Here is a 21,252-nt window from a genome sequence, read left to right as displayed (position 1 = left end):
TAGCTAACAATATCAATTATAACCGATTCACATCCTATGAGCAAGACTAAGCGGTCGAGTCATCCAAAAATGCTTGAACATTACGACTAGATGTGTTAATCTATTGACATCTTGTTGCCTTGGCGCAACTTGTTCTCACAACGACTACGCCCAAAAAATTATAGGAGATTAAGTCAGATGAAAAAGAGTGTTTCTTGGACACTACAGATACTATCAGCGATGCTTGTTCTCATTGTGGTTTCACTTAACCCCCTTCATGCGAGTTACAACGGTGAATGCTGGGTCGTCAGCGGCGGGGATACGGTCTATAAACTTAATGCGGATGGTCTGGCAGATCCAACGATCATACCCGGCCTCACTCAGGCACAAGCTGCCGTGGTTAATCCTCAAAACGGTGTTGTTTGGATCGCCGTCTCTGCTGCGAATGCGGTCTTCAGATTTGACCCTGCAGAGCAAGATCCCAACCTACAATTCATCACACTTCCGCCGATTGAGCGGCCACATGCTGTTTCGGTCAACCCAACCGACGGTACTGTTTGGATTGGTGGAATTAATACGGTCCAGAAGTTTTCAGCCGATGGCACTCAGGTCCTTGCAACGGTGACTGGTGTGCACGAACCAACAGTTGCAGTCAATAGCACTGACGGTAGTTGCTGGGTCACGGATTCTCGCGGAACGATTGCTCGGTATAGTGCAGCCGGCGCAGCCGCTGCGACCTCCCCGGTAAAACTGAGAGAACCTAAATATGTCGCTGTCAATTCCCAATCTGGCAATGCGTGGGTGACAGATCCACACGGCAATGTCATTGTCAAATTGAGTCCAAGCGGCCAAGAATTGCTCAGAGTTGCCGACCTCAAGCTGCCAAGTTCTCCGAGCGTCAACCAGAAGGATGGTACGCTTTGGGTTGTTGCCGATGGTAATACCCTCGTAAAACTCTCTACGGCCGGTCAACAACTGATGCAGGTACCCGCTGGGATGGCGGTTCTTTCTATTTGTGTTAGTTCCCAAGATGGCAGCGTTTGGGTCGCAGATCAGTTTGGATCAACTTTTCAAGGTGGCGTCAGTAAATTTTCTGCGGATGGACAGCAGTTGTTTGAAAATCCGATACCACAGCCCTCTTTCGTCTCCGTTGGAAATTGGGCGGGGCAATAACATATGTAGGGGAGCATGGGTACTAGCGCTGCCTGCCTGCTTACTGTCTCACATTTAATCCATAATCGTTGATTCTCTCTCAACTTATTTTCCAACTGATCCCGATTCATCGGGATAAAAAAGGGGTGTTCGTATGAACAAATTTCGCTTCCTCTTTACTCTGATGTTGTGCTTCATTGCATTTCATACGCAGGCACAACAGGCACCGCTACCGGACTTTGAAGTGGACAGCACAAGTTTTGTGTTTTCCAACCCGTCTCCGCTTGAGGGAGAGGAGATCACGATTTCCGTCATCGTTAAAAACGTGGGACAGGTTGCTCCAACAATGAATGAAGATCTGATCGTCAATCTTTACGAAGGTGCCCCGGATACAACGCCCCTACAGATCATGTGTAGAGATGTGATCTTGGGGTTGGGAGTGGGTGAATCAAAAAGCGTTAAAACACAATGGCGGCCACCGCCCGGAACAACGGAAGTGTATGCTGTCGTTAATCCCGTTGGGGACGATAAAGAGATTCAGGAAGCGAACCGCAGCAATAACATCGCTCACACTTCGATTACTGCAACGCAACGAATGTTTCCCAAGGCGACTCCTGAACAGATCCAAAACGCAATCCAAAGAGGGGTAGAATGGGTAAGAGCCCAACAGGGTAAACATAACCGCACCTGCTTACAATGCGGTTCCGAGAATCAGCTTATCTCAATCTGTGTCATCTGTGGCGCGACCCTAAAAGGGTTGCCTGAAGACCTTATACCAGGTCCAGCATGGGATCTAGGAGAAGACAGCAAACAAGAGACGGCGCTCGCGATGCTTGCTTTAGTGTCGGCGGGGGTTCCTGCCTCGGATCCTGCCATACAACAGGGGCTCGATTTTCTTATGCAGCAAGACTGGAATTCCTTTGATGCCTATGTTCACTCTATTGTGTTACCAACGCTCGTTGCTGCCGACCTGCCAGAATATCGCAAGCGTGCCCAGTTTTCAGTGAATCAGCTCGTTAAGCTTCAGTTGCCATTTGGGGGCGAGGAGTTTTCAGATCCAAGAGATTTTGGCGGTTGGGGCTACGGTGCAACAGCCGATGGGGCGCATTTTAACTGGGTTATCTACGCCCTCTACGCTGCAAAGCAATGGGGGCTTGACGTTCCTGAAGAGACCTGGCAACGCGCCGAGGAATGGATTCGCAGCAATCAGACAGAGACCGGCGGATGGCTCTATAATCGGGTAGAGCACGGCTCGCCTTGGGCGGAAGGCGTCTACGGAAGCATGACGGCGACAGGGCTTTGGACGCTCCGTGCGTTTGGTGTTCCTGTTGAGGATCCACAGGTGCAGAAGGGGTTAGAGTGGATCAAAAAGCATTGGTCTCTCACCCGAAATCCCGGCGCAAATTCTTGGCATCACTACTATTTTGTGACATTACAACGTTTCTGCGACATTCCCCCGAAACAGGATACACTTGTCGGACATGATTGGTATCAGGACATCGCTAGTATGTTCGTTGCTGAGCAGCAACCCGACGGACGCTGGATCGATCACGAGGACTATTTCCCAACAACTTGCTTCGCGCTGATGTTCCTGACCCGTTCCTTACCGAAGTCGATGCAACCAGATCTCGGTGCCGTAAACCGTAGCCTACGCTATTCTCCACCTTCGCCGCGCGTCGGCGACCCTGTGCGGATTAGTGTCACACTGACAAATACCGGTGCACCGATTGAGGCAACAGTTCCGGTGGATTTTTACGACGGCCCTCCGACGCAAGGCGGAAGAAAAATCGATTCTCAAGAGGTTCTCTTTAATAAAAGTCTTGATGAAACAACCACCGAAATTAATTGGATCCCAAGTGAGGACGGAGATCTCACGCTCTATGCCGTTATTGACCCAAATGAAGATATTGCGGATCTGAATCGCGGCAACAATACTACCTCGCAGCAATTAACCATCCGCCCGGAGTCCGCAGAGGCGATTGATCCAACTTCTAGTATTCGGAAAATCAGTGATGGCATCTACCAAATTGGAACTGTCACTGTGGATGCCAATAAACATGAAGTGGTCATGAACGGTGAAATCAACCTTATCAGTCCAGAGACCATCCTCGAATTTTTTGCGGTCGGTGAACTGGGTAAAACACATGAGAGCCTCATTATGCTTGACGCAGAGCCGATACACATCCAACTTGCGCTGCTCCGCTTGAACCTGAATCCGGGCATGAACCTCACTGTGGAAGGTGACCCCCATCTCCCGAAAGGCGATCCGGTCGAGCTATGGGTTGAGTGGGAACGTGGTGAGGAAGTTATTCGCCATCGCGCCGAAGAGCTGGTTTGGAATGCGATGACGAAGCAGCCGATGCAGCAAACCCACTGGGTTTTCACAGGCGGACGCTTGCTCCGTAATCAGTTCACTTCTCAACTGTTCCACAATATTATTGCTGTTTATCGCGATCCAGACTCAATCTTCAACCATCCGCTGCCCGGTGGCACAGACGACCGAACCTACCGCGTCAATACAGATATTGTGCCACCCAAAGCGACACCGGTAAGAATCATCGCCCGACAAGTTCAGAATGAGATGCAGGGGAATCGCCGCAACAAATCCACCAATCAGCAGGTGGGCGAATAGACGAATCATCTGACGCAAGTTCCCCTGATGCTTCACTGAGGGTTCAAAGCAACTTGAGAGGGGCGAAGGGTGAACATTCACGATAGCGGATATAAATAACTCTTTTCCAATCAGACCATATTTCGGCAACTGCTTGAAACCTTCGTCAACCAAGAATGGGTCAATCAACTCGATTTTTCGACTTGTGAAACGCTTGATAAATCATTCATCTCTCAACACTACCAAGAAACCGAGAGTGACTTGATTTACAAAGTCCAGTTGCTTAACCATGAGGTTTATATTTATATCCTCATTGAGTTTCAATCTACCGTTGATCCGTTCATGGCGTTACGGGTACTCAACTACATCACCAACTTCTACATGGACTATATTGCCAATCACAAACAGGTCAGAAAACTACCCGCGGTCTTTCCTATCGTGCTATACAATGGAGAGGACCGCTGGACAGCACCAATTAACCTTTCCGATTTAATTGAACAAACGCCGTCATTGGGTGCGTTTACGTTAGCTTTTCGATACTTCTTAATTGCTGAAAACCAATATAGCCAACAAGCTCTACTAAAAATCCGAAACATCGTCTCCACACTGTTTTTGGCAGAATCGCATTATGATGTGGATGTACTGGAGACAGAATTGCTGAATCTGTTCTCATCGGGGGCAGACAAGGGGGCAGTCAGTCTATTCTTAAACTGGTTCAAGCAGTTGGCACTCCACGGACGGATTGCGACTGAGGATTATGAGTCACTAGAAACCATCTATCGAAACGAAGAGGAGGTAAAGACCATGTTAATCACGGCGTTAAAAAAAGAGAAGCAACAAATCTATCATAACGGTCGTATCAAAGGCAAAAGAGAAGGACACGTCGAAGGCAAGAGAGAAGGACGCGTCGAAGGCAAAATTGAGGCCGCACAAGCGATGCTTACCAAGGAAATGGGGATTGACCTCATCGCTGAAATTACAGGGCTTCCCCAAGCACAACTCTTGCAACTAAAAGCCGAACTTACTGCCCAAGACAGGTCGCATTAATGAATCCATGAATCTCCGTGAATTTGTGCGAAACCGTCGCTGATGGTGAGAGTATTATTGAGTGTAGATCAGCGCGATTAGCGGAACAATGACAAAACCTGTTAGAAACATAAGGACAAGTTATATGGCACAACAACTCAATCCCAAAGAACATAAAATGGTCATTCTCGCCGAAGGTTCCTTCGGTATCCTTGAATCAAAAGCTGCGACAGTATTGGTGCGCTACCATACCGAGAACGTCGTTGCTGTTATTGACAGTGAACAAGCCGGGAAAGATGTCAGCGAAGTCATTGAAATTGGAGAAGGGATTCCGGTACTTAGCAGCCTTGCGGAAGCGATGGAATTGAACCCAACGATGCTCGCCATCGGAATCGCGCCGCCGGGGGGTGAATTGCCTGAACCGTGGATAACGATTCTGAAAGAAGCTATCGGACATGGGCTGCATATCATGAGTGGACTCCACTGGTTCCTGAGTGATGATCCACAACTTGCCGACCTCGCCAAACGTAACAACGTCACGCTGTGGGATGTGCGTAAACCGCCAGCAGACCTTCCTATTGCTACTTGTAAAGCGGACGAAGTAGATCAAACGGTTATCCTGACCGTCGGATCAGATTGTCGAATCGGCAAGATGGTGACAGCGATCGAACTTGCAGAGACAGCGAGAAATCGGGGTGTAGACGCCGAATTTTGTGCGACCGGCCAGAACGGCATCATGATCTCTGGTTGGGGGATCGCCATTGACGCGGTGGTGTCGGATTTCACAGCGGGTGCGTCGGAGGAAATCGTCCTTGAAGGGGCAACGAAGGCGCGTGACCTCCTGATTGTCGAGGGACAGGGATCGCTGGTGCACCCCGGCTATTCGGGCGTTACGTTGAGTCTCCTGCACGGCTCGATGCCCGATGCAATAATCTTCTGCCATCAACCCTCACGAAAAATTGTCGCCCGGTACACTGTACCACTTCCGCCTGTGCCGGAATTGATCCGTCAATATGAGATGCTCGCCAATCCCATTAAACCTGCCAAAGTTATTGGGATTGGTCTCAACTGTTTTGATCTCACCGAAGAAGAAGCCCATCAAGCCGTTGAAGACACAGAGCGAGAGACAGGTTTACCCGCCACGGATGTTATCCGTTTTGGAGCGGATAAGCTGGTTGATGCGATCCAGAAACTTCAATCAATGTAGAATCGACAATATTTCGTCTATCAGTGGGTCGGTGTGAATCGACAAACCCTATCGAATGAGATCCGCAACCGCGGCAGCGCTTCATAGGGCCAAGGATTAAAAGACTGGGGAATATAGTGGCACGCGAAACTGTGGCGAAATGCCCCCGGCTCTAGAATGGGACCGCCCCGATGGATAAGCCTACCGTGGAAGAATACCACGTCCCCTTTTGAGGCTTCGACGGCGACTTCTGGAAGCCCATTGCGTTCAAACAGTACCTCGAATGCGTCTTCGTGCTGCCAACCATACCAAGGTCCCGGTTTGCCGTCTTCGTCAGTTCTAAAATCCTTCTTATCAATAACTGGTCCTTTGTGCGAACCGAGTTGAACGTGGATGCTCCCGTTCCACGCGCCAACCTCCTGCAGGGCAATCCATGCCGACATGCAGCCCGGAAGATGGTATGCATCCTGATGCCGACGCTGCTCCGAACCGACATAGAAATACATACTCTGTACCGCATCCGGTTCATCGCCGAGGAGTGTCCGCAACGGCTGGTACAGTCTACTGTCCAGCATCCACTCTAGCCCCACAGGTTCGTGCAGGGAGCGATTATGCGTCCGCTGCCAGTCGTCCGGCTCACGCGGGGGGTAGCCTTCGACAGTCTTGCGCCCGGCGTGTAGGTCCATCATATACTCGATAAACCGATCGCACTCATCTGGATCGAAGGCACTTTTGGCGATAGTATAACCATTGCGCTGATATTCTTCTTCTTGAACAGATGTTAATTGTATATCCATAAAAACCTCACTCAACAATCCCCTAATCGGTAGGAGGGATCTTCTATACACCCTCCAAAACAGCCTCAAGTTCCGCGACACTGGCAACCGCCACCAGAGCAGTGCATACGCCTTGGTTCTCGAGCACCCATGACAACGCCTTACCGGTTGGTGAAATATCTTCCCTTGATTCAGCCAATTCACTCCACGGGCCAGCGGTAAAAGAATAGACAAGCGATAGTTCGCTGCGCATACTCTCACCGAGAGGCGAGAGTTGTACCAGAGTTTCCTCTGTCGCTTTAGTCCAGTCCGTCCCAGTTTTATGTCCCCAACTTAGGTACTGTCCGCCGAGCGCCTTCATCACCAAGACTCCCTTTCCCGCTTTGGACGATGCCCGAATACCCGCTGCCTGACCACGGCAAACATAGTTGTAGATAACCAAGTCTGCGTCTGCCCCCTTTTCTGGTCCTCGTGTTACATAGGCATCTTGGTCTTCCTCAAAGTGGCGTATTGTACAAAGCGATCGCACCTTACCCATCTGTTTGAGATCGGCGATTCGTTTCCTCAACTGGACATCCTTCATATACGCGTAATAGTGCACCCGGAGGATGTCAATCGCGTCTCTGCGTAGATTCACGAGATGCTTATCAATTATGCTCTCTAAGTCTGCTGCTGCGGGTGCGCCAACTTTCAGAGAAAAGTGACGTTCGTCCGTATTACCCTTCAACTCTTCCGGGATATGGATCTCATCCCCGTAGCCCATGTCAAATAGATTTATCCCGGCTTCGGCTGCTCGCAGATAAATCCGCCGCTTCTCTTCGGGTGGCGGATGACCGGACTCTCCCTCCCAATAGTGCGCAAGGAGACCGCCAGTCCCTATGACACTCAGTCGCATTCCTGTCCTTCCAAATTCACGATATTCCATAACAGACCTTTCTACAAAATTTTTCTAATAGGACTTACGCATTTCAGTAGGGAACAACGGTCGTTGTTCCCTACGGACTCCTTATGGAGTCTCTGCTGTAGTTGCCCGATTCATCGGGCGTCCGTTCCGAGACTAGGGTTGGGAACGGTGTCCAGTTACTTTGAATCCCGATTTATCGGGGCCCCGATAAATCGCCGAACTACAAGGCATTGAACGTTCAGCTGCGTAAGTCCTATCTAAATAAGATACTATGCCCTACTGATCATCATCAGTTGGTGCACTTCGGAAGTTTAGCGTGAACATCCGTCTCCCCACACGCCCCCCGAACGACGCATGCCAAAGTTGATGGCTGAAGAATACGACATCGCCCGGCTCAGACTCAATGGGGAAACTTGGAATGTCGCACGGCGCTAGTCCAAAATGATTCATGTCAGGATCTGACAGGAATCGTTCCCTACCTTCCTTATCACCGGTCGCATGTTCCCACATTTCAAGGAGTTTTGGACGCACATTCTCGAATTTGTAGGTGTCATCTTCCGAAGCAGCGGAAGGGACATTCAGGTGGAGCGACCACAACCGATCATGGTACGGATTCCGATGTGCGCCCGGAATGACGCGAAGGCAGCCGGTGTCCTTGCTGACCGAATCCAGATAAAACGCAACCTTGATACTTGGACGATAATGATACTGCCACTGGGCGACATTTCGGTTGGGATCACTCTCTCCCTCCGGGATGTGCGGATCCCACCCAAGATCCGGATGCCAACCGGTATCTCCCACATAGAAGTTGCCATCGTTTCCCTGCTTGAATGTATAACCGGGGCCCAACAGTCGCTCAATTGGTACGCAAATGCGCTCGCTATCAATCAACAACTCGGCACAAGGTCGCCCAAGATACCAGTCGTTCACCTGCTGGCGTATCTTGCCATCGAAGGGTTTACCATCTCGGTCTTCGAGCATCGCCGCCTCAAAGTCACGGAGGATGGTAGCCATCTCGTCAGGGGAGAACAGTTGCCGAAGCACGAGAAATCCGAACACCTCAAAATGCTGTCGCTGTGGTTTGGTGAGCATATTTTCCTCCACATATACCTTCCCACAAAATGGTTGACGTCATGTTCTGCATAATCACAAAAAAATCACCTCTTTTTTCTGATGAGAATCGAGTATGGCGTGCGAGACCTTGAGAGCCTCCAAGCCGTCGACGCCCGTGATTGTTGGAGGTAGATCATTGGCTATACAATTAATAAAATGCCGACTTTCCATCTCGTAGCAATCTGAGGTGGCATAGGAATCATCGATCACTTCAATGTGCTCGTTTTCCATCTCACAGGTCTGCCAACGGAAATGTTTTCCATGCCAGAGTCCCGGACCATCCACAACCGCTGTGCCTTGAGTTCCAATCACCCCGCGGGCGTTCATGCCGAGGTGAGAGGACCAACTAGCATGAATTACGGCTGTACCTCCACTGGAGAGGGTCATAACCACATGTGCATTGTCATCGAAACCCTTTAGATCCGGATTGGACACAACGATATTTGCGCGCACATCGACGATTTCTCCTGCTACCCATCGGATAAGATCAATATCGTGCGAAAGGGATTCAATGCTCATACCGCACATCAGTTGCGGATCTGTCCGCCAATTGTACCCTTGAGGAATTCCGGGACCAATCCGTTGACTCCACATATTGACAAGCTTGCCCAATGTACCGGCGTGAACCATCTCCTTGAGACGATTAAACCCCATTCTAAACCGATTGTTGAAGGCAACCATCAGTTTCACATCGGCTTGTTCGGCGGCTTGTACCATGGCCTCCGCATCATCCAAGGAGATAGAGATTGGCTTTTCACAGACAACGTGCTTTCCAGCCTCAATCGCCGTCAGCGCCAATTCCCGATGAGTAGAAGGGGGCGTGAGGATATATACCACATCGGCTCCATCCACACAATCTTCTAAGTTCTTATAAGCCGTTGTCCCAACCGTACTTGCAAGGATTTCAGCGCGCTCCTTATTCGGGTCAACGATGCCAACGATATTTGCGCTAGGGATACGCATCAGCGAACTGATGTGTATTTTGGCAATCCCTCCAGCACCAGCCATTATAATATTTAGCATCATCGAATCCTTTTTTGATTTGGGTGTAACTGAATTTGTGAGACTTCAGGGAGTTATTCAGACCTTGGATAGATAAGTTTTACGAACTCCGGTGCCCGTTATATCGCGCAGCTTTTTCCGCTTGACAGCCGACCCCCAAGGTGCTAAACTGCAATGAGATACTATCATTATCGGTCCGACAAATCAAGAAAAAGTTCGGTGTTGTAAACCGGTAAAGTCCAGATCTCAACTATTGAATTTTCTCAGAAATCCCTTCGCAGCGTCTAGGAAGGTAGGTTAACCATGAAGAAAAAAGTGTCGTCTCCTGATTCCGCCCCCACAATGCCACAAAATCCGCTTCTCGTTCCCGAAGTATCCGATCCAACGCTAGCGCAGCTCCTGCTGCGTCCAACCGGCGAACTTGCAAGTGCCACCCGTCCTAGCTTTCTCGTTAATAATCACTCTCCTGTGCAGTGGGCTAATAGCGATTGGGAACGGTTAGAAGAGAATCGCGAACCTCTATTCGACATGTCAGCGGTTGCTGCACAATTTGACCACGCTAGTTTTTTGAGGGATGGATACGCTGTTCTGGGAGAAGTTATGACACCGAAAACTGTCGAGGACTGGACAGCAGCGCTGAAATATGGTCAGCAACTCAACGACAGATTGCTGAAGTCAGACTGGAACCAGATCGACTGGGATACCCTCGGCCGCACACCACCAACAAAATCTCTCACCGTTGAGGAGATTAATAACGCCCTCGGAGGGAGCCAGAAGGCACCACAGTCGGACGATGGGGCTGGCGTGAAGACGTTGCGACAGCATAGTGTGTTTGCTGAGTATTTTCCGGCAGGCCATGTTCCGTACTTAATGAATGTCCTCACGCACCCCCAGATGCTCCAACTCCAACGGATGAGTCTCGGCAGCGATGACATCTATTTCGATCATAACCAGCTATTGACGAGACCCCCAGGCTATCCCGGTGGCGCGTGGCACAGCCATAAAATCGGCGGCGGCGCTGATAACTGCGGTGCCGCGAGCCTGTCGGAGTATCAGGCGCAACCGAATTTCAATCTCACGCTCTGTTACCCTCAAGGTTTTGAAGCTGAGGACGACGGGGGACTGAAAATCATTCGGGGAAGCCATCTCTTTCGGGATCCAGGCGGATGCTGGGCTGACACTGACGAAGAGATGCAGAAGGAATGGTTGGCAGGACGGGTGCATCCCGTGACTTCTGAGCCGCTTCAAATTGAATATCTCTCAATTCCGCCGGGAACGGTCGTCTGCTGTCTGTCGCACGCTGCGCATGCAGTGGCACCCAAATCGTTGGACAGAAAGACTCGCTGGTGCTCGCTTTTCTGCTACAAGAAACCAAGTGATGTGACCGGTTACGCCCAACCGTCTCATTCGATCCCACCGGTATGGGCAATGAAGGCGCAGCGGGGAGAGTTGCCAGCTGTGCTCACCGAGCTGTTTCGACCAAGCTATGACAGGGAGTTGACGGGCGGACGGACTGTGGATTCACAGGCTTGATAGGTCAGTTCAGGGGATTGTCCGCTTCAAACACGCGGCGCTCTGCATCAGAGAGTTTTCCTGCCGCTGCAGTGCGCTCTACCCAATGGGTGGGAATACCCCCTGTCCACTTGGCCGGAGAAGCTGCAGAGTCAGGAGTTCGATACGCCATCAGCAGTCCCCACCGAGTCGGTGCCCCCGGCGGACGGCGTTGAACGTGATGCGGCATATGGTGAACAAACGAAACCATGCTTCCGGGCGGTAGTGATAGATGTACGATTTCCAACGGCTTGCCTGTGATGGCGTGCGTCTTTCCCTTTAGCCAATTGGCTTGCATGTCCGCGTCTTCATCGGGGCGTTCTGTGTTCCACTTGAACGGGATCCGGTAAAGGTGAGATCCCGGGATAACCCCAAGTTCCGCACCGTCTCCACTCTCTGCCCCTTCTGGATAGCATAGCGTTCGGATACATTGCTGCTGCAGAAACTCAGGGGTTAATGCCTTGCCGGTGCCGATAGGGTCTTCGACTTCGTACTGTCCATCTCGATACTGGTGAGCGTGCCAGCGTCTCCCTCGCGAACCAGCCGCCCGGTTGAGCATTAAGCAGTGGTCAAGCACAAAGCGGTCGCCGAAGAGTTTCTTGAAGAGTTCCATCATCTGCGGATGGGTTGTGGTGACATCCATAATGAAGTCATCGTATCCCGCTGGGAAATATTCCGGCATCACTCCCTGCGACTCGTATCCGCGCGTGACTAACGCAGGTCCCGGACCGAGAAGTCCATGTTCGTGCATATATGCACGTACTTCTGATCTGAGGAAACTGGGCATCTGCTCTGATCCGCCGCAGCAAGATTCCAAAAACTTTGGGGTAATTTGCTCGGGCGGCGGCGGCGCCAATCCACGCGCCTCAAAGTCGATGGCAGTCCAGTCGGTATCCATAAGGATGCAATCGTTCATGTGCTGCAGTTGCTGTAGACTAGCGGTGAATTGCTTTTGACCTTCGTCGGTCAGTATGCCCTCCCACACCCAAAATCCTTCCTGCTCGAAGGTCGTGCGGTCAAAGGCAGCCAGCACTTCCGGGCGCAGTAAATTGTCCACGCAGGCTGCTTGTTTCGGTTCCCTTGAGTTCTTCATTGTCTCTGGTCCCTCAATTTTGTATACTTAACAAACGGAAAATGGACAGTTTCTCAAAAAACGTCATCATCATAGCACAGCAATTGACAACCTGTCAACGGATTTAACACGACAGCCGGTATATACAATTGACCGAGGGGAAAACCGCATGGAACTGTATCCAGGAAAGCATTTATTTATAGACGATTTCTTCATCGAATCGATGGTTGGAGCGCATCGCGTACTCAATTGTCCAAAGAAGATTACTGTTGACGAACCGCTTCACACGGTCAACCCAGATCGGTCGTGGGAAAGTGTAGTCGCCCACGGACCGATCATCTACGATGAGAAAAATCACACCTTTCGGATGTACTATACAGGTGTAAACTCTTTGATGTGTGTCCTTGAGTCCATCGATGGGGTTCATTGGGAACGTCCTAATTTGGGCATCGTCGCGTTTGAAGGTTCCAAAGCCAACAACATCATCAGTTGGCCCAGTGAATGCCCATCGCTTGGGAATATCCTCTACGACCCTTACGAAACGGATGAAACCTATCGGTGGAAGCGGATAACCACTATGCCGCATAACGATGTCTGGCAGGCGCTCTATTCGGCGGATGGATACAATTGGTGCCACTATCCCTCGGGTCCCCACAATCATCAGAAACAGTTTTTCGCCTTCGGCTCTCCCGCAGAAACCTTCGGCGGGACCATGGACCCCGACGCGCCTTATATACTCTATAGCCAGCGTGGCTCAAGCCGTCGAACCCGTGTTCTCGGACGGCGTGACAGTCAAGACTGCCTCAATTGGTCGGGCTTGCGCACCGTCATTGATCAAGACCTTGATGATCCGCCGGGAACGGAGTTTTACGCTGCAGGGCATGATATGGCAAACCGTACAGACGGTGGATTACATATCATCATGCTCAATGTTTTTTTTACTGATTTGACCGAACCATACGCCATCGAACAACCGGATCTTTATTGGGGAAACGAGGTGGGGGCGCCAGCATTGCCAGCACGGGTGGATGGAGTCGTTGAACCGCAATTGGCAGTAAGCCGTGACACGGTCTCATGGAAGCGATACCGTGAGCCATTTATTCGTCGTGGCAAACCCGGCGCATGGGATTGGGGATCTATGTACGTCTCTGGTCCTATTCACCACAATGAGAAGCTTTGGTTCTACTACAACGGGGTCGGTGTAACCCACAACAACCGTACCCCACGATTGCACCATGCGCTTAACCCAAAAGAACATCAGACAGGTATTGGGGTTGCGCAACTCCGGCCCGATGGTTATGTCAGTGTGGAAGCGGATTCGTATGCGCCGGGGATCCTGACCTCGCATCGTTTCCGCCAGGAGTCAGGGGGAAGGGTGACGGTTAACGTGGACGCCACAGCAGGCGAACTACGATATGAAGTGTTAGAAGACACCGGCGCGCCTATCCCCGGTTTCACCGTTGCCGATTGCAATCCTATCCGTGGTGATACCCTTGACAGCGTGTTATCATGGAATGGTATTTCCAGATGGCCCGGCGTTAGTGAGGAACGCCAATCGAGCTACCCCAATCTTCCTGAAAGGGAATTCTACATCAAGTTGCGATTTTATATCTCTCCGGGGACCAAACTCTACTCCTTGACGCTAGACCCGCCGGAGGTTACGATGTGGCAGGTTCGTTCACAATCAGTTCCTGAATAGACCTATCTGCGATTGTGCGGGGCTCAAGTCACTGCTGCGGGCGCACTAGGTTCGCATAAAATTCGATTGGCATCAGTGGGGCTAAAATGGTAGAATTTGAGCCATTCGGGTGCGAAATTGGGTCGTGTGAAAGGAGGGTCGGTGTCTAAAATGATGTATCAGTCATCTTTACGCTGAATTTTCCTCGCCTGCATGGATTTTATAGATTTTAATGAACTGTTACGAGATAGGAGCCTATTATACAATGCAAACCGATAAAAACCGATGTGTCGTATTTGTTTCCCTCACTGGGGATGAACAGATAAAATGCTACGATATGGATCCCGATTCAGGCGCATTACAGTTACGGTCGACCAGTAACGCCCACGGACCTTCAGGTGCCCTCTGTCTGCACCCGTCTGGAGAGATAATGTACGATGGTCATGTGGGATCAACCACGTTGGCAAGTTTTCATCTTGACACCGACTCAGGCGAACTTACCCTCATCAACAAGGTGGACACCGGCATTGATATTCCCGCCCACCTCACCACAGACAGAAATAGTCGCTTCCTACTCACCGCCTACTATGGTGGCGGTGGCGTTACCGTGCACCGACTAGGGGACGATGGTGCAATCGGAGAACTGGTGCAATATGTAGATACCGGTGAGAAGGCTCACGCAATCATCGCAGTGACCGACGATCAGTTCGTCTTTGTGCCACACGTCTGTCCGAATAACAGGACCTACCAATTTCGTTTTGATAGCGAGTCGGGTCAACTCACACCCAATGATCCCGCCGAGCTCACACCACCTGACGATGAAACGGGTCCCCGCCATATCTGTTTTCGACCCGAAGGAGATGTTGCCTATATCGTCAACGAACAGGGCAACACAGTGACCGCTCACCACTACGATTCCGAAAAGGGGACGCTCCAAATCTTCCAGAATATTTCGACTTTACCAGAAGGCTACACAGAAGGTGGCGCGACCGCTCATGTGGAGGTGCATCCGAATGGAAAGTGGGCGTATGCATCCAATCGGGGACACGAGAGCATCGTTGGATTTAATGTTGACACCGACGGATCGCTCAGTGTGTTCGGGCATTTTCCAATCTCGTCAAGTCCACGGTCATTCAATATTGACCCGACAGGCACCTATCTGTACGGGGCAGGCGAGGCTGCAGACACGATGACCTGCTATCGTGTAGATGCAGCAACCGGCGAATTGCAGCCGCTTCAAGACTATGCCGTTGGAAGCCAACCGTTCTGGGTTATGGTAACGCCACTAGGCTAGATTTTATTGGGCTTTTTGCCCTATGTACTCTTTGCATCACGAGAAACTCTTTGATCAGCGGTGTTCAATTTTCACACCGCCAAACAACCAACATATTATACAAGGAGAATAACAATGGTTTATGAACTTCGCACCTATAGAATTCCTGAAGGCAAAATGCCGAACATCCTCAGCCGATTTGAAAATATCACCTTTGGTATCTTCAAAAAGTATGGCATAGAGGTCGTCGGATTCTGGACACGATCAGATGCCAATGAATTGGTGTATATCTGTAGATATGAAAGTGAAGCGGCGATGGAAGCCGCATGGGAGGCTTTCCGTGCAGATCCCGAATGGCTCAAAGCCAAAGAAGAAACCGAAGCGAATGGGCCAATCGTTGCAGAAGTCCTCTCGGACACCCTCATTCCCACCTCCTTCTCACCGATGCAGTAGGGGTTAAACCTATCAGCGATTAATTGCAGAAAAGTGCAAAGTAGAATGATACCATGACAAATGTTGGACTCATCGGTTTTGGTCAATGGGCCCGCCAAGCCTACGCACCCTTGCTTGGCGAGATGCCTCAGGTCAAGAACACTCGCAAAGCAAACATTCGGCACGGGGACAAAGACGTTTGAGAACTACCACGACCTGTTGAACGATTCAACTGTTGAGGCGGTCCTAATTGCGCTCCCCAATTTTCTACACGCGCCGGTCCTTCAATCAGCAGCGAAGTCAAAGAAGCATCTGTTTTTTGAACCGCCTGTTGCGGAGGACTCGGGGATAGCCACGCATGTACTGGACGCGCTGGCAGCAAGTGAATGCGTCGTGCAAGCCGATTTAGAACTCCGATACCTGCCGGTTATGGACAATGTATTAGCGTGTATCCAGTCCGGTAGGCTGGGCGAACCGTTGATGGCGAAGATCCGTCTGTGGTGTAACTGGGGATATGAAGGTGGCGCGTGGTATGACGAAGTTCAGGGGCAGAGTTTCTTCCTGTGGCTGGGTTGTTGGTATCTCGATGCTCTGGATTGTATCTTCAGACGAGCCGCGGCTCAAGCGTCTGTTGTGGGAGGTCGCCACAGTAACGGGACGCTGATGGATGCCGGTTGGGCGTCGCTGGTTTATATCGGTCAGCTTGAATTCAACTTGGTGATACCACAGGAGACCGCCATTGAGTTGACTGTTGCCTGTCGAACCGGAGAGATTATCGCTGATTTACAGACGGGACAGTGGCGATGGCGCGGTCAAGCAGGCGATTGGCATCTTGAGCACACGCCCGCCTCGACGCCCGCTTACGGATTCGTGGGTATGCGCGAAAGTCTACAAGAGTTCTTTGATACCATCTATGGAGGAGATGGTCCCCGTGCAAATGTCGAGGTGATGCGCCGTATCCAACACGCTGCACAACTTTGTGCGGAGGCTGAATGAAAGTTTCATAGATATGGTGCTGACACCTCTTTGAAAGGATAAGTATGAGTTGGCTAGATGTTATCCGAATTGGACACGATCTGAAAGTGTGTCCCGACTGCGACCAAGAATATGAAGTGATGGATGAATTTCTAGCGAAGAAGGATGAACCGGTAATCGGAGACGATTGGCTCGATGAAATGTTTAGTGAAGAGTATTATGTCGCATTGAGGTGTCCGCAGTGTCTGGAAACGCGCAATCTGCGTCTTAAATCGCTAACTGAAAAGCAATATCAAACAGCACGAGAAGAAAATTAACACCACCAAGGACGTCAAAAACGAACTTGTCTATTCTTGAATGTTATCAAATACAACCCAATTGTCCACCCTGAAAAAATCACCTTTTCACAGCCTAGTCACATCTCAACCAAACTGATATTTTTGCGTCTAACACAAATCGAGTCCAATGAATTAATTTGAGTCCCGTTGTTAATAACCTGACCGGTTAATCATCATTTATCTAAGAATGTAAAGAAATCCAAAGTAGTTTTTAAGCAATCGTAGGGGGAAATGCGTGCGAATTATCAAAACTGCAAAACAACACCATCCGTGCCCGAAAAAACAAGCGCTTTCTACGCTGTTTTCTAAAAACGGGTGCTGTTTATTCATCCTTATTTTTGTATTCCAACTCTTCCCGTCCCTTTTCTTTATGGGTGGAGAATCGCTCGTTTGGGCGATACGCTTTCAAACCCCACCGCAGGTGATTGATGAGATTAATGAGGATACTGTTTTTAGTCCAAATGGAGATGATGTACAAGATCTATTCCTTATTAGTTTCGTTACCGATGGTGGACTCGGTGACTATCGGATTATCATTGATACACATGGCCCAAGTGGGGTTGGTGCACCTGATGGTCGATTTTTTCCTGAAGAGGATTGGGTCGTAAAAGGGGAACTCGGTGCTGGCATTCATCCGGAGGACGATCCAAGAGCCATCCGCAAGGTATGGGACGGAAACGATTTTTCAAGTGATCAAGAACAAGAAGGGAAAACTCCAGTACCGCTCGGCGATGGCAGATATCGGATTAAAATTGAAATTGATGGGATCCCCAATGATAGCGTCAATAGTGCGGAGACAGGATACGCTACACGTGAATTTGTAGCGGTAATTGACAATACACCGCCGCAACTATCCGCCACAGTTTCCCAACGGGATTTGTCACCGAATGGAGACTCCATCAGGGAGGCAACACAGATCCGCTACGGACTTTCCGAGGATTTAACGGAGCTTGAGTTGAAATTTATCGATCCGTCAGATCAACCGGCACTTGTTCTGACACGCCTTACGGAAGGTAATCACTCATTTACTTGGGCGGGGAGTGATGGTTTGGGTACGCCGCTAAGGGACAACGCCTACGCCCTCCAACTGTATGGCAGTGACAAGGGTGGTAACGTGGGGACTTATGGAATTGGCTCTATCCAAATTGATACAGAGCCTCCGACCATTTCCGAGATAACGCCGAGTCGGAATTTGTTTCAGAACACCTCCGTTGAACAGATTGAGGCAATATTCGACATTGGTGATGGGAGTCTAATCGATTTTCGTTCAAACTTGACGACGATTATCCTAAAGAATGCAAACGGCGCACAAGTTAATGGAGTTCTCAGTCATAATGAAAATGCAAGCCGTCTCACGCTGATGCTTGATCAGCCACTTGATTCCAGTGAGGAGAACGGCGTTTACACAATTGATGTTTCTGGCGGAGATAAAGCCGGCAATATCGTCCGGGATAGTATCAATTTCACCTTTGATAACGTTGCTCCGACAATAACAAGCATTGCGACCGATGCTGGTAAGTTGACTTCCAATGCAAGTACCACCACAAAATTCACTTTCGTAGATGTAACCTTGGTGGACAACATTGACACTAGTGTCAACTTTAGTAATTCGATGATTCGCTTGAATACTCCTGAAGGAGTCTCAGTGGCTGGGAATCAACGTCAATTTGGAGAGCATGGCATCCGCTGGACACCGGGATTTTCTCTGGCAACAGATGGTTCTGACGACGGGGATTATACCATAACGGTACAATCTCAGGACCGGTCAGGAAATGTGGCTGAAGCCCAAATCACTTTCAGCTACGATACCCAAGCCCCTGAGCTAGTTTCACTGACATCAGAGGGTGGGGTTCACCTGAACCCTTCAGTGGGCACGAAAGCGTTCCTTAACAGTTCCCTATCCGTGGTGACTGCAACTTTTGACGATGAAAGTGGCGGTGGCGTTGATTTCAGTAAAACAGCCATTGGAATGGTTCGTCTTCCCCGAGCAGGGATAGTGCCAGTCCCAGTTCAGGGAACACTAACACCTGATGAGGATGATGACACGCTGGAATTTCGACTGAACCAACCGCTTGAACGTCGCAACGGGAGTCAGGACGGCACTTATCGCATTCGAGTGGCATTGGTAGACAAAGCTGGTAATACTGAAACAAAAAACTTTGAAATCGCTTATGATACACAAGTTCCTGCTATTATCTCAACGACTCCGGCCGAAAATGAAACCGTTTCTTCCCTTTCACAGGTATCAGTTGTCCTAAATGCCAACAGTGGAGTTAATTTTTCCGCCACCGGCGTGAGGTTACTCCGTACGGACGGAAGTGAAGTGAGTACCGGGAGGCACGACAACGGCAGGGACATAGTTTCTCTGACATTGGCACAAGCACTGGCAATTGACGGATCTGAGGATGGCGAATACACCATCGAAATCACTCCTGTAGACGGCGCGAACAATGCTGGAGCAACCGTTCGGCGCCAATTTTTCATTGCATCAAGACTGCCGGAAATTCGTCTGAATACCCCCACTGATACCCGAATCAGCAATCTGACAACAATTGATGCACAACTGTTCAACTACATAGGGCCGGGGCTTGACTTTGCTGAATCAAAATCGACGGTAACAGTCAGCAGGAATAGGACAGTGATAGAAGCAAAACCCGTGATAATTGATGAACAGAGCGCTCGTCTTGTCTGGACAATTGACAGATCTCTTTCTCGGGATGGGTCAGCGGATGGCGAATACACTGTCAACGTTCAATATACCGATCTCATCGGCAAAACGTTCAAAGAGGATTTCATGCTGACTTTTGACAGTCAGCCTCCAACAATCACCGTTGGCTCCCGTCCTCAGATCGCAAATCCGCTTACCACAGAGCGAATTGAAGTTCAACTTGAAGTGACCGACGATTTTGCAGGTGTGCAGGGAAGTGGATTTGATGCTGCCGCATCAACCTTTGAGTTGTTTGATGTAAACGGTGCTATGGTTAACGGTGCGCAAACGAGCGATGGTACAAGTAGATTTGCGTTTCGCTCTAGTGTGCTTCCAGAGGATGGCACATATACCCTTATTGTTACGTTGGTGGATCAGGCGGGCAACTACAGTATTCCGCAGCGATTTATTTACGATGCCGAGGAGCCGACCATCCAAGCGGTCAGTCACATTGAACGGACGCTTTCTGTCTCCAACGTGAGTGAATTTCTGACGCGGGTAGAAGCGACTGTTAGCGATGCTGGGACCGGCATTGATTTCAATCGGTCAACCATTCAGTTGTTAAATGCTTTGGGGGAGGTTGTCCCCGGTTCGCCATATCATGATGATGAAGCGATAATCGGATGGGAGCTGGAAACCCCTCTCACCGGCGAAGGTAACTTTGATGGTCTGTACTCGCTCCGTGTCAGTGCTGTCGATAAAGCTGGGTACGTGGAAGAAGAAACCTTTGCGCTACGCTACGACACGCAGGTGCCCACTATTCATACCGCTCTCGTCACACAGAACGATGGGACACTTATAGAACTATCCGGAGTCGAGACCCAATTGATTACGTCCCCAATCAATCAGATTACCGTAGGATTTTCTGATGGAGAGGGCAGCGGTATGGATGTTTTGCGGACGACCGTAAGCCTCATCGGACCGGAAGGGACGCCGGTTGGCGCAAACCAGACTGATAATGGGGTAGATACAGTTTTTCTTTCCTTCAATCCGTTACGTGCTGATGGATCCGACGATGGGTTCTACCGGGTTCAAGTAACTCCCACAGATTTAGCAGGCAACACGCTCACCAATCCAGTTGAGTTCCAATTTTTCTACGGTACGCGCAAACCGGAAGTTATCTCCACAACACCGGCTAAATTTGCCTCCGTCACCCAACTCACCGAGGTCAGTGCGATATTGGGTGACCACAGCGGTGAAGGTATTGATTTTGATCGCACGACGATTTTCTTAAAAACTCCAGACCAATCACTAATTCCCGGGCATCAAACGGTAGAGGAAGCACAATCATCAATCACTTGGGAACTGAACCAGCCGCTATCACGAGACGGTTCAGCGGATGGCGAATACACCATCCAGTTGTCACTTTTCGATAAAGTCGGCAACAGTGCAGATGTCGAGTACACATTTGTCTACGATACGTTTATCCCAACTATCGTCTCTGTAATGGCAAACACCAATCCGCCGACAGTCATCC

16 protein-coding genes are annotated in these 21,252 nt (G+C 50.0%); 11 read left to right on the top strand and 5 right to left on the bottom strand.

The features are described from left to right. Nucleotides 1–177 precede the first annotated feature (177 nt). The 4 genes from J4G02_02030 (at nt 178) to J4G02_02015 (ending at nt 5,975) form a co-directional block, all read left to right on the top strand. Nucleotides 178–1,152, top strand: a complete 975-nt coding sequence (locus tag J4G02_02030) for a hypothetical protein (protein ID MCE2393374.1) — start codon at nt 178–180, stop codon at nt 1,150–1,152. 133 nt (nt 1,153–1,285) lie between these two features. Then, nucleotides 1,286–3,763, top strand: a complete 2,478-nt coding sequence (locus J4G02_02025) for a hypothetical protein (GenBank protein MCE2393373.1) — start codon at nt 1,286–1,288, stop codon at nt 3,761–3,763. Between the two features lie 117 nt (nt 3,764–3,880). Beyond that, nucleotides 3,881–4,789 carry an Rpn family recombination-promoting nuclease/putative transposase gene (locus tag J4G02_02020; GenBank protein MCE2393372.1) on the top strand — a complete coding sequence of 303 codons (909 nt, stop codon included), beginning with the start codon at nt 3,881–3,883 and terminating at the stop codon, nt 4,787–4,789. Between the two features lie 124 nt (nt 4,790–4,913). Beyond that, on the top strand, nt 4,914–5,975 hold the full coding sequence (locus J4G02_02015; GenBank protein ID MCE2393371.1) for a DUF1611 domain-containing protein: 1,062 nt from the start codon (nt 4,914–4,916) through the stop codon (nt 5,973–5,975). 20 nt (nt 5,976–5,995) lie between these two features. Here the strand turns inward: J4G02_02015 and J4G02_02010 are convergent, their stop codons facing one another. From J4G02_02010 to J4G02_01995, 4 genes are all read right to left on the bottom strand, one after another. Next, the gene (locus tag J4G02_02010) at nt 5,996–6,751 is read right to left on the bottom strand and encodes a phytanoyl-CoA dioxygenase family protein (protein ID MCE2393370.1); all 756 of its coding nucleotides are present in this window, start codon (nt 6,749–6,751) and stop codon (nt 5,996–5,998) included. 43 nt (nt 6,752–6,794) lie between these two features. Continuing rightward, the gene (locus J4G02_02005; GenBank protein ID MCE2393369.1) at nt 6,795–7,625 is read right to left on the bottom strand and encodes an aldo/keto reductase; all 831 of its coding nucleotides are present in this window, start codon (nt 7,623–7,625) and stop codon (nt 6,795–6,797) included. Nucleotides 7,626–7,910: 285 nt separating this feature from the next. Continuing rightward, entirely contained in the window at nt 7,911–8,726 is an 816-nt protein-coding gene (locus J4G02_02000) for a phytanoyl-CoA dioxygenase family protein (GenBank protein ID MCE2393368.1), read from the bottom strand. Nucleotides 8,727–8,780: 54 nt separating this feature from the next. Further along, a complete protein-coding gene (locus J4G02_01995) occupies nt 8,781–9,770 on the bottom strand; it encodes a Gfo/Idh/MocA family oxidoreductase (protein ID MCE2393367.1) in 990 nt (329 codons plus the stop codon). Between the two features lie 282 nt (nt 9,771–10,052). Here J4G02_01995 and J4G02_01990 point away from each other — a divergent pair, with 282 nt between their 5' ends. Then, nucleotides 10,053–11,282, top strand: coding sequence for a hypothetical protein (locus tag J4G02_01990; protein ID MCE2393366.1), 1,230 nt, complete (start codon nt 10,053–10,055; stop codon nt 11,280–11,282). Nucleotides 11,283–11,286: 4 nt separating this feature from the next. On the opposite strand, the gene J4G02_01985 is transcribed toward J4G02_01990, so the two are convergent. Further along, on the bottom strand, nt 11,287–12,393 hold the full coding sequence (locus J4G02_01985) for a hypothetical protein (protein MCE2393365.1): 1,107 nt from the start codon (nt 12,391–12,393) through the stop codon (nt 11,287–11,289). A 148-nt stretch (nt 12,394–12,541) separates the two neighbouring features. Between J4G02_01985 and J4G02_01980 the strand changes: the two genes are divergently transcribed. The 6 genes from J4G02_01980 to J4G02_01955 form a co-directional block, all read left to right on the top strand. Beyond that, the gene (locus J4G02_01980) at nt 12,542–14,071 is read left to right on the top strand and encodes a hypothetical protein (GenBank protein MCE2393364.1); all 1,530 of its coding nucleotides are present in this window, start codon (nt 12,542–12,544) and stop codon (nt 14,069–14,071) included. A gap of 244 nt (nt 14,072–14,315) precedes the next feature. Further along, complete coding sequence (locus tag J4G02_01975; protein ID MCE2393363.1) at nt 14,316–15,344, top strand: lactonase family protein; 1,029 nt, start codon at nt 14,316–14,318, stop codon at nt 15,342–15,344. A 114-nt stretch (nt 15,345–15,458) separates the two neighbouring features. Then, nucleotides 15,459–15,776, top strand: coding sequence for an NIPSNAP family protein (locus J4G02_01970; GenBank protein ID MCE2393362.1), 318 nt, complete (start codon nt 15,459–15,461; stop codon nt 15,774–15,776). Between the two features lie 60 nt (nt 15,777–15,836). Continuing rightward, nucleotides 15,837–16,751 (top strand): Gfo/Idh/MocA family oxidoreductase, encoded by a 915-nt coding sequence (locus J4G02_01965; protein ID MCE2393361.1) that lies wholly within the window; start codon nt 15,837–15,839, stop codon nt 16,749–16,751. Between the two features lie 44 nt (nt 16,752–16,795). Next, nucleotides 16,796–17,047, top strand: a complete 252-nt coding sequence (locus J4G02_01960) for a hypothetical protein (GenBank protein ID MCE2393360.1) — start codon at nt 16,796–16,798, stop codon at nt 17,045–17,047. 256 nt (nt 17,048–17,303) lie between these two features. Beyond that, nucleotides 17,304–21,252: Ig-like domain repeat protein (locus J4G02_01955; protein ID MCE2393359.1), on the top strand; the 3,949-nt coding region annotated here is incomplete at its 3' end.

The organism is Candidatus Poribacteria bacterium, from assembly GCA_021295755.1.
Classification (GTDB): Bacteria; Poribacteria; WGA-4E; order WGA-4E; family PCPOR2b; genus PCPOR2b.
The sequence above is the reverse complement of the archived record's forward strand: the minus strand, read 5'-3'. Positions and strand labels throughout refer to the sequence as shown.

Excerpts from the sequence above, each read along its gene's own strand:
- J4G02_01975 (MCE2393363.1), top strand. The coding sequence starts at position 14,316 with ATGCAAACCGATAAAAACCGATGTGTCGTATTTGTTTCCCTCACTGGG.
- J4G02_02015 (MCE2393371.1), top strand. The coding sequence starts at position 4,914 with ATGGCACAACAACTCAATCCCAAAGAACATAAAATGGTCATTCTCGCC.
- J4G02_02000 (MCE2393368.1), bottom strand. The coding sequence starts at position 8,726 with ATGCTCACCAAACCACAGCGACAGCATTTTGAGGTGTTCGGATTTCTC.
- J4G02_01965 (MCE2393361.1), top strand. The coding sequence starts at position 15,837 with ATGTTGGACTCATCGGTTTTGGTCAATGGGCCCGCCAAGCCTACGCAC.
- J4G02_02025 (MCE2393373.1), top strand. The coding sequence starts at position 1,286 with ATGAACAAATTTCGCTTCCTCTTTACTCTGATGTTGTGCTTCATTGCA.
- J4G02_02005 (MCE2393369.1), bottom strand. The coding sequence starts at position 7,625 with ATGCGACTGAGTGTCATAGGGACTGGCGGTCTCCTTGCGCACTATTGG.
- J4G02_01980 (MCE2393364.1), top strand. The coding sequence starts at position 12,542 with ATGGAACTGTATCCAGGAAAGCATTTATTTATAGACGATTTCTTCATC.
- J4G02_01970 (MCE2393362.1), top strand. The coding sequence starts at position 15,459 with ATGGTTTATGAACTTCGCACCTATAGAATTCCTGAAGGCAAAATGCCG.
- J4G02_01990 (MCE2393366.1), top strand. The coding sequence starts at position 10,053 with ATGAAGAAAAAAGTGTCGTCTCCTGATTCCGCCCCCACAATGCCACAA.
- J4G02_02010 (MCE2393370.1), bottom strand. The coding sequence starts at position 6,751 with ATGGATATACAATTAACATCTGTTCAAGAAGAAGAATATCAGCGCAAT.
- J4G02_01960 (MCE2393360.1), top strand. The coding sequence starts at position 16,796 with ATGAGTTGGCTAGATGTTATCCGAATTGGACACGATCTGAAAGTGTGT.
- J4G02_01985 (MCE2393365.1), bottom strand. The coding sequence starts at position 12,393 with ATGAAGAACTCAAGGGAACCGAAACAAGCAGCCTGCGTGGACAATTTA.
- J4G02_01995 (MCE2393367.1), bottom strand. The coding sequence starts at position 9,770 with ATGCTAAATATTATAATGGCTGGTGCTGGAGGGATTGCCAAAATACAC.
- J4G02_02030 (MCE2393374.1), top strand. The coding sequence starts at position 178 with ATGAAAAAGAGTGTTTCTTGGACACTACAGATACTATCAGCGATGCTT.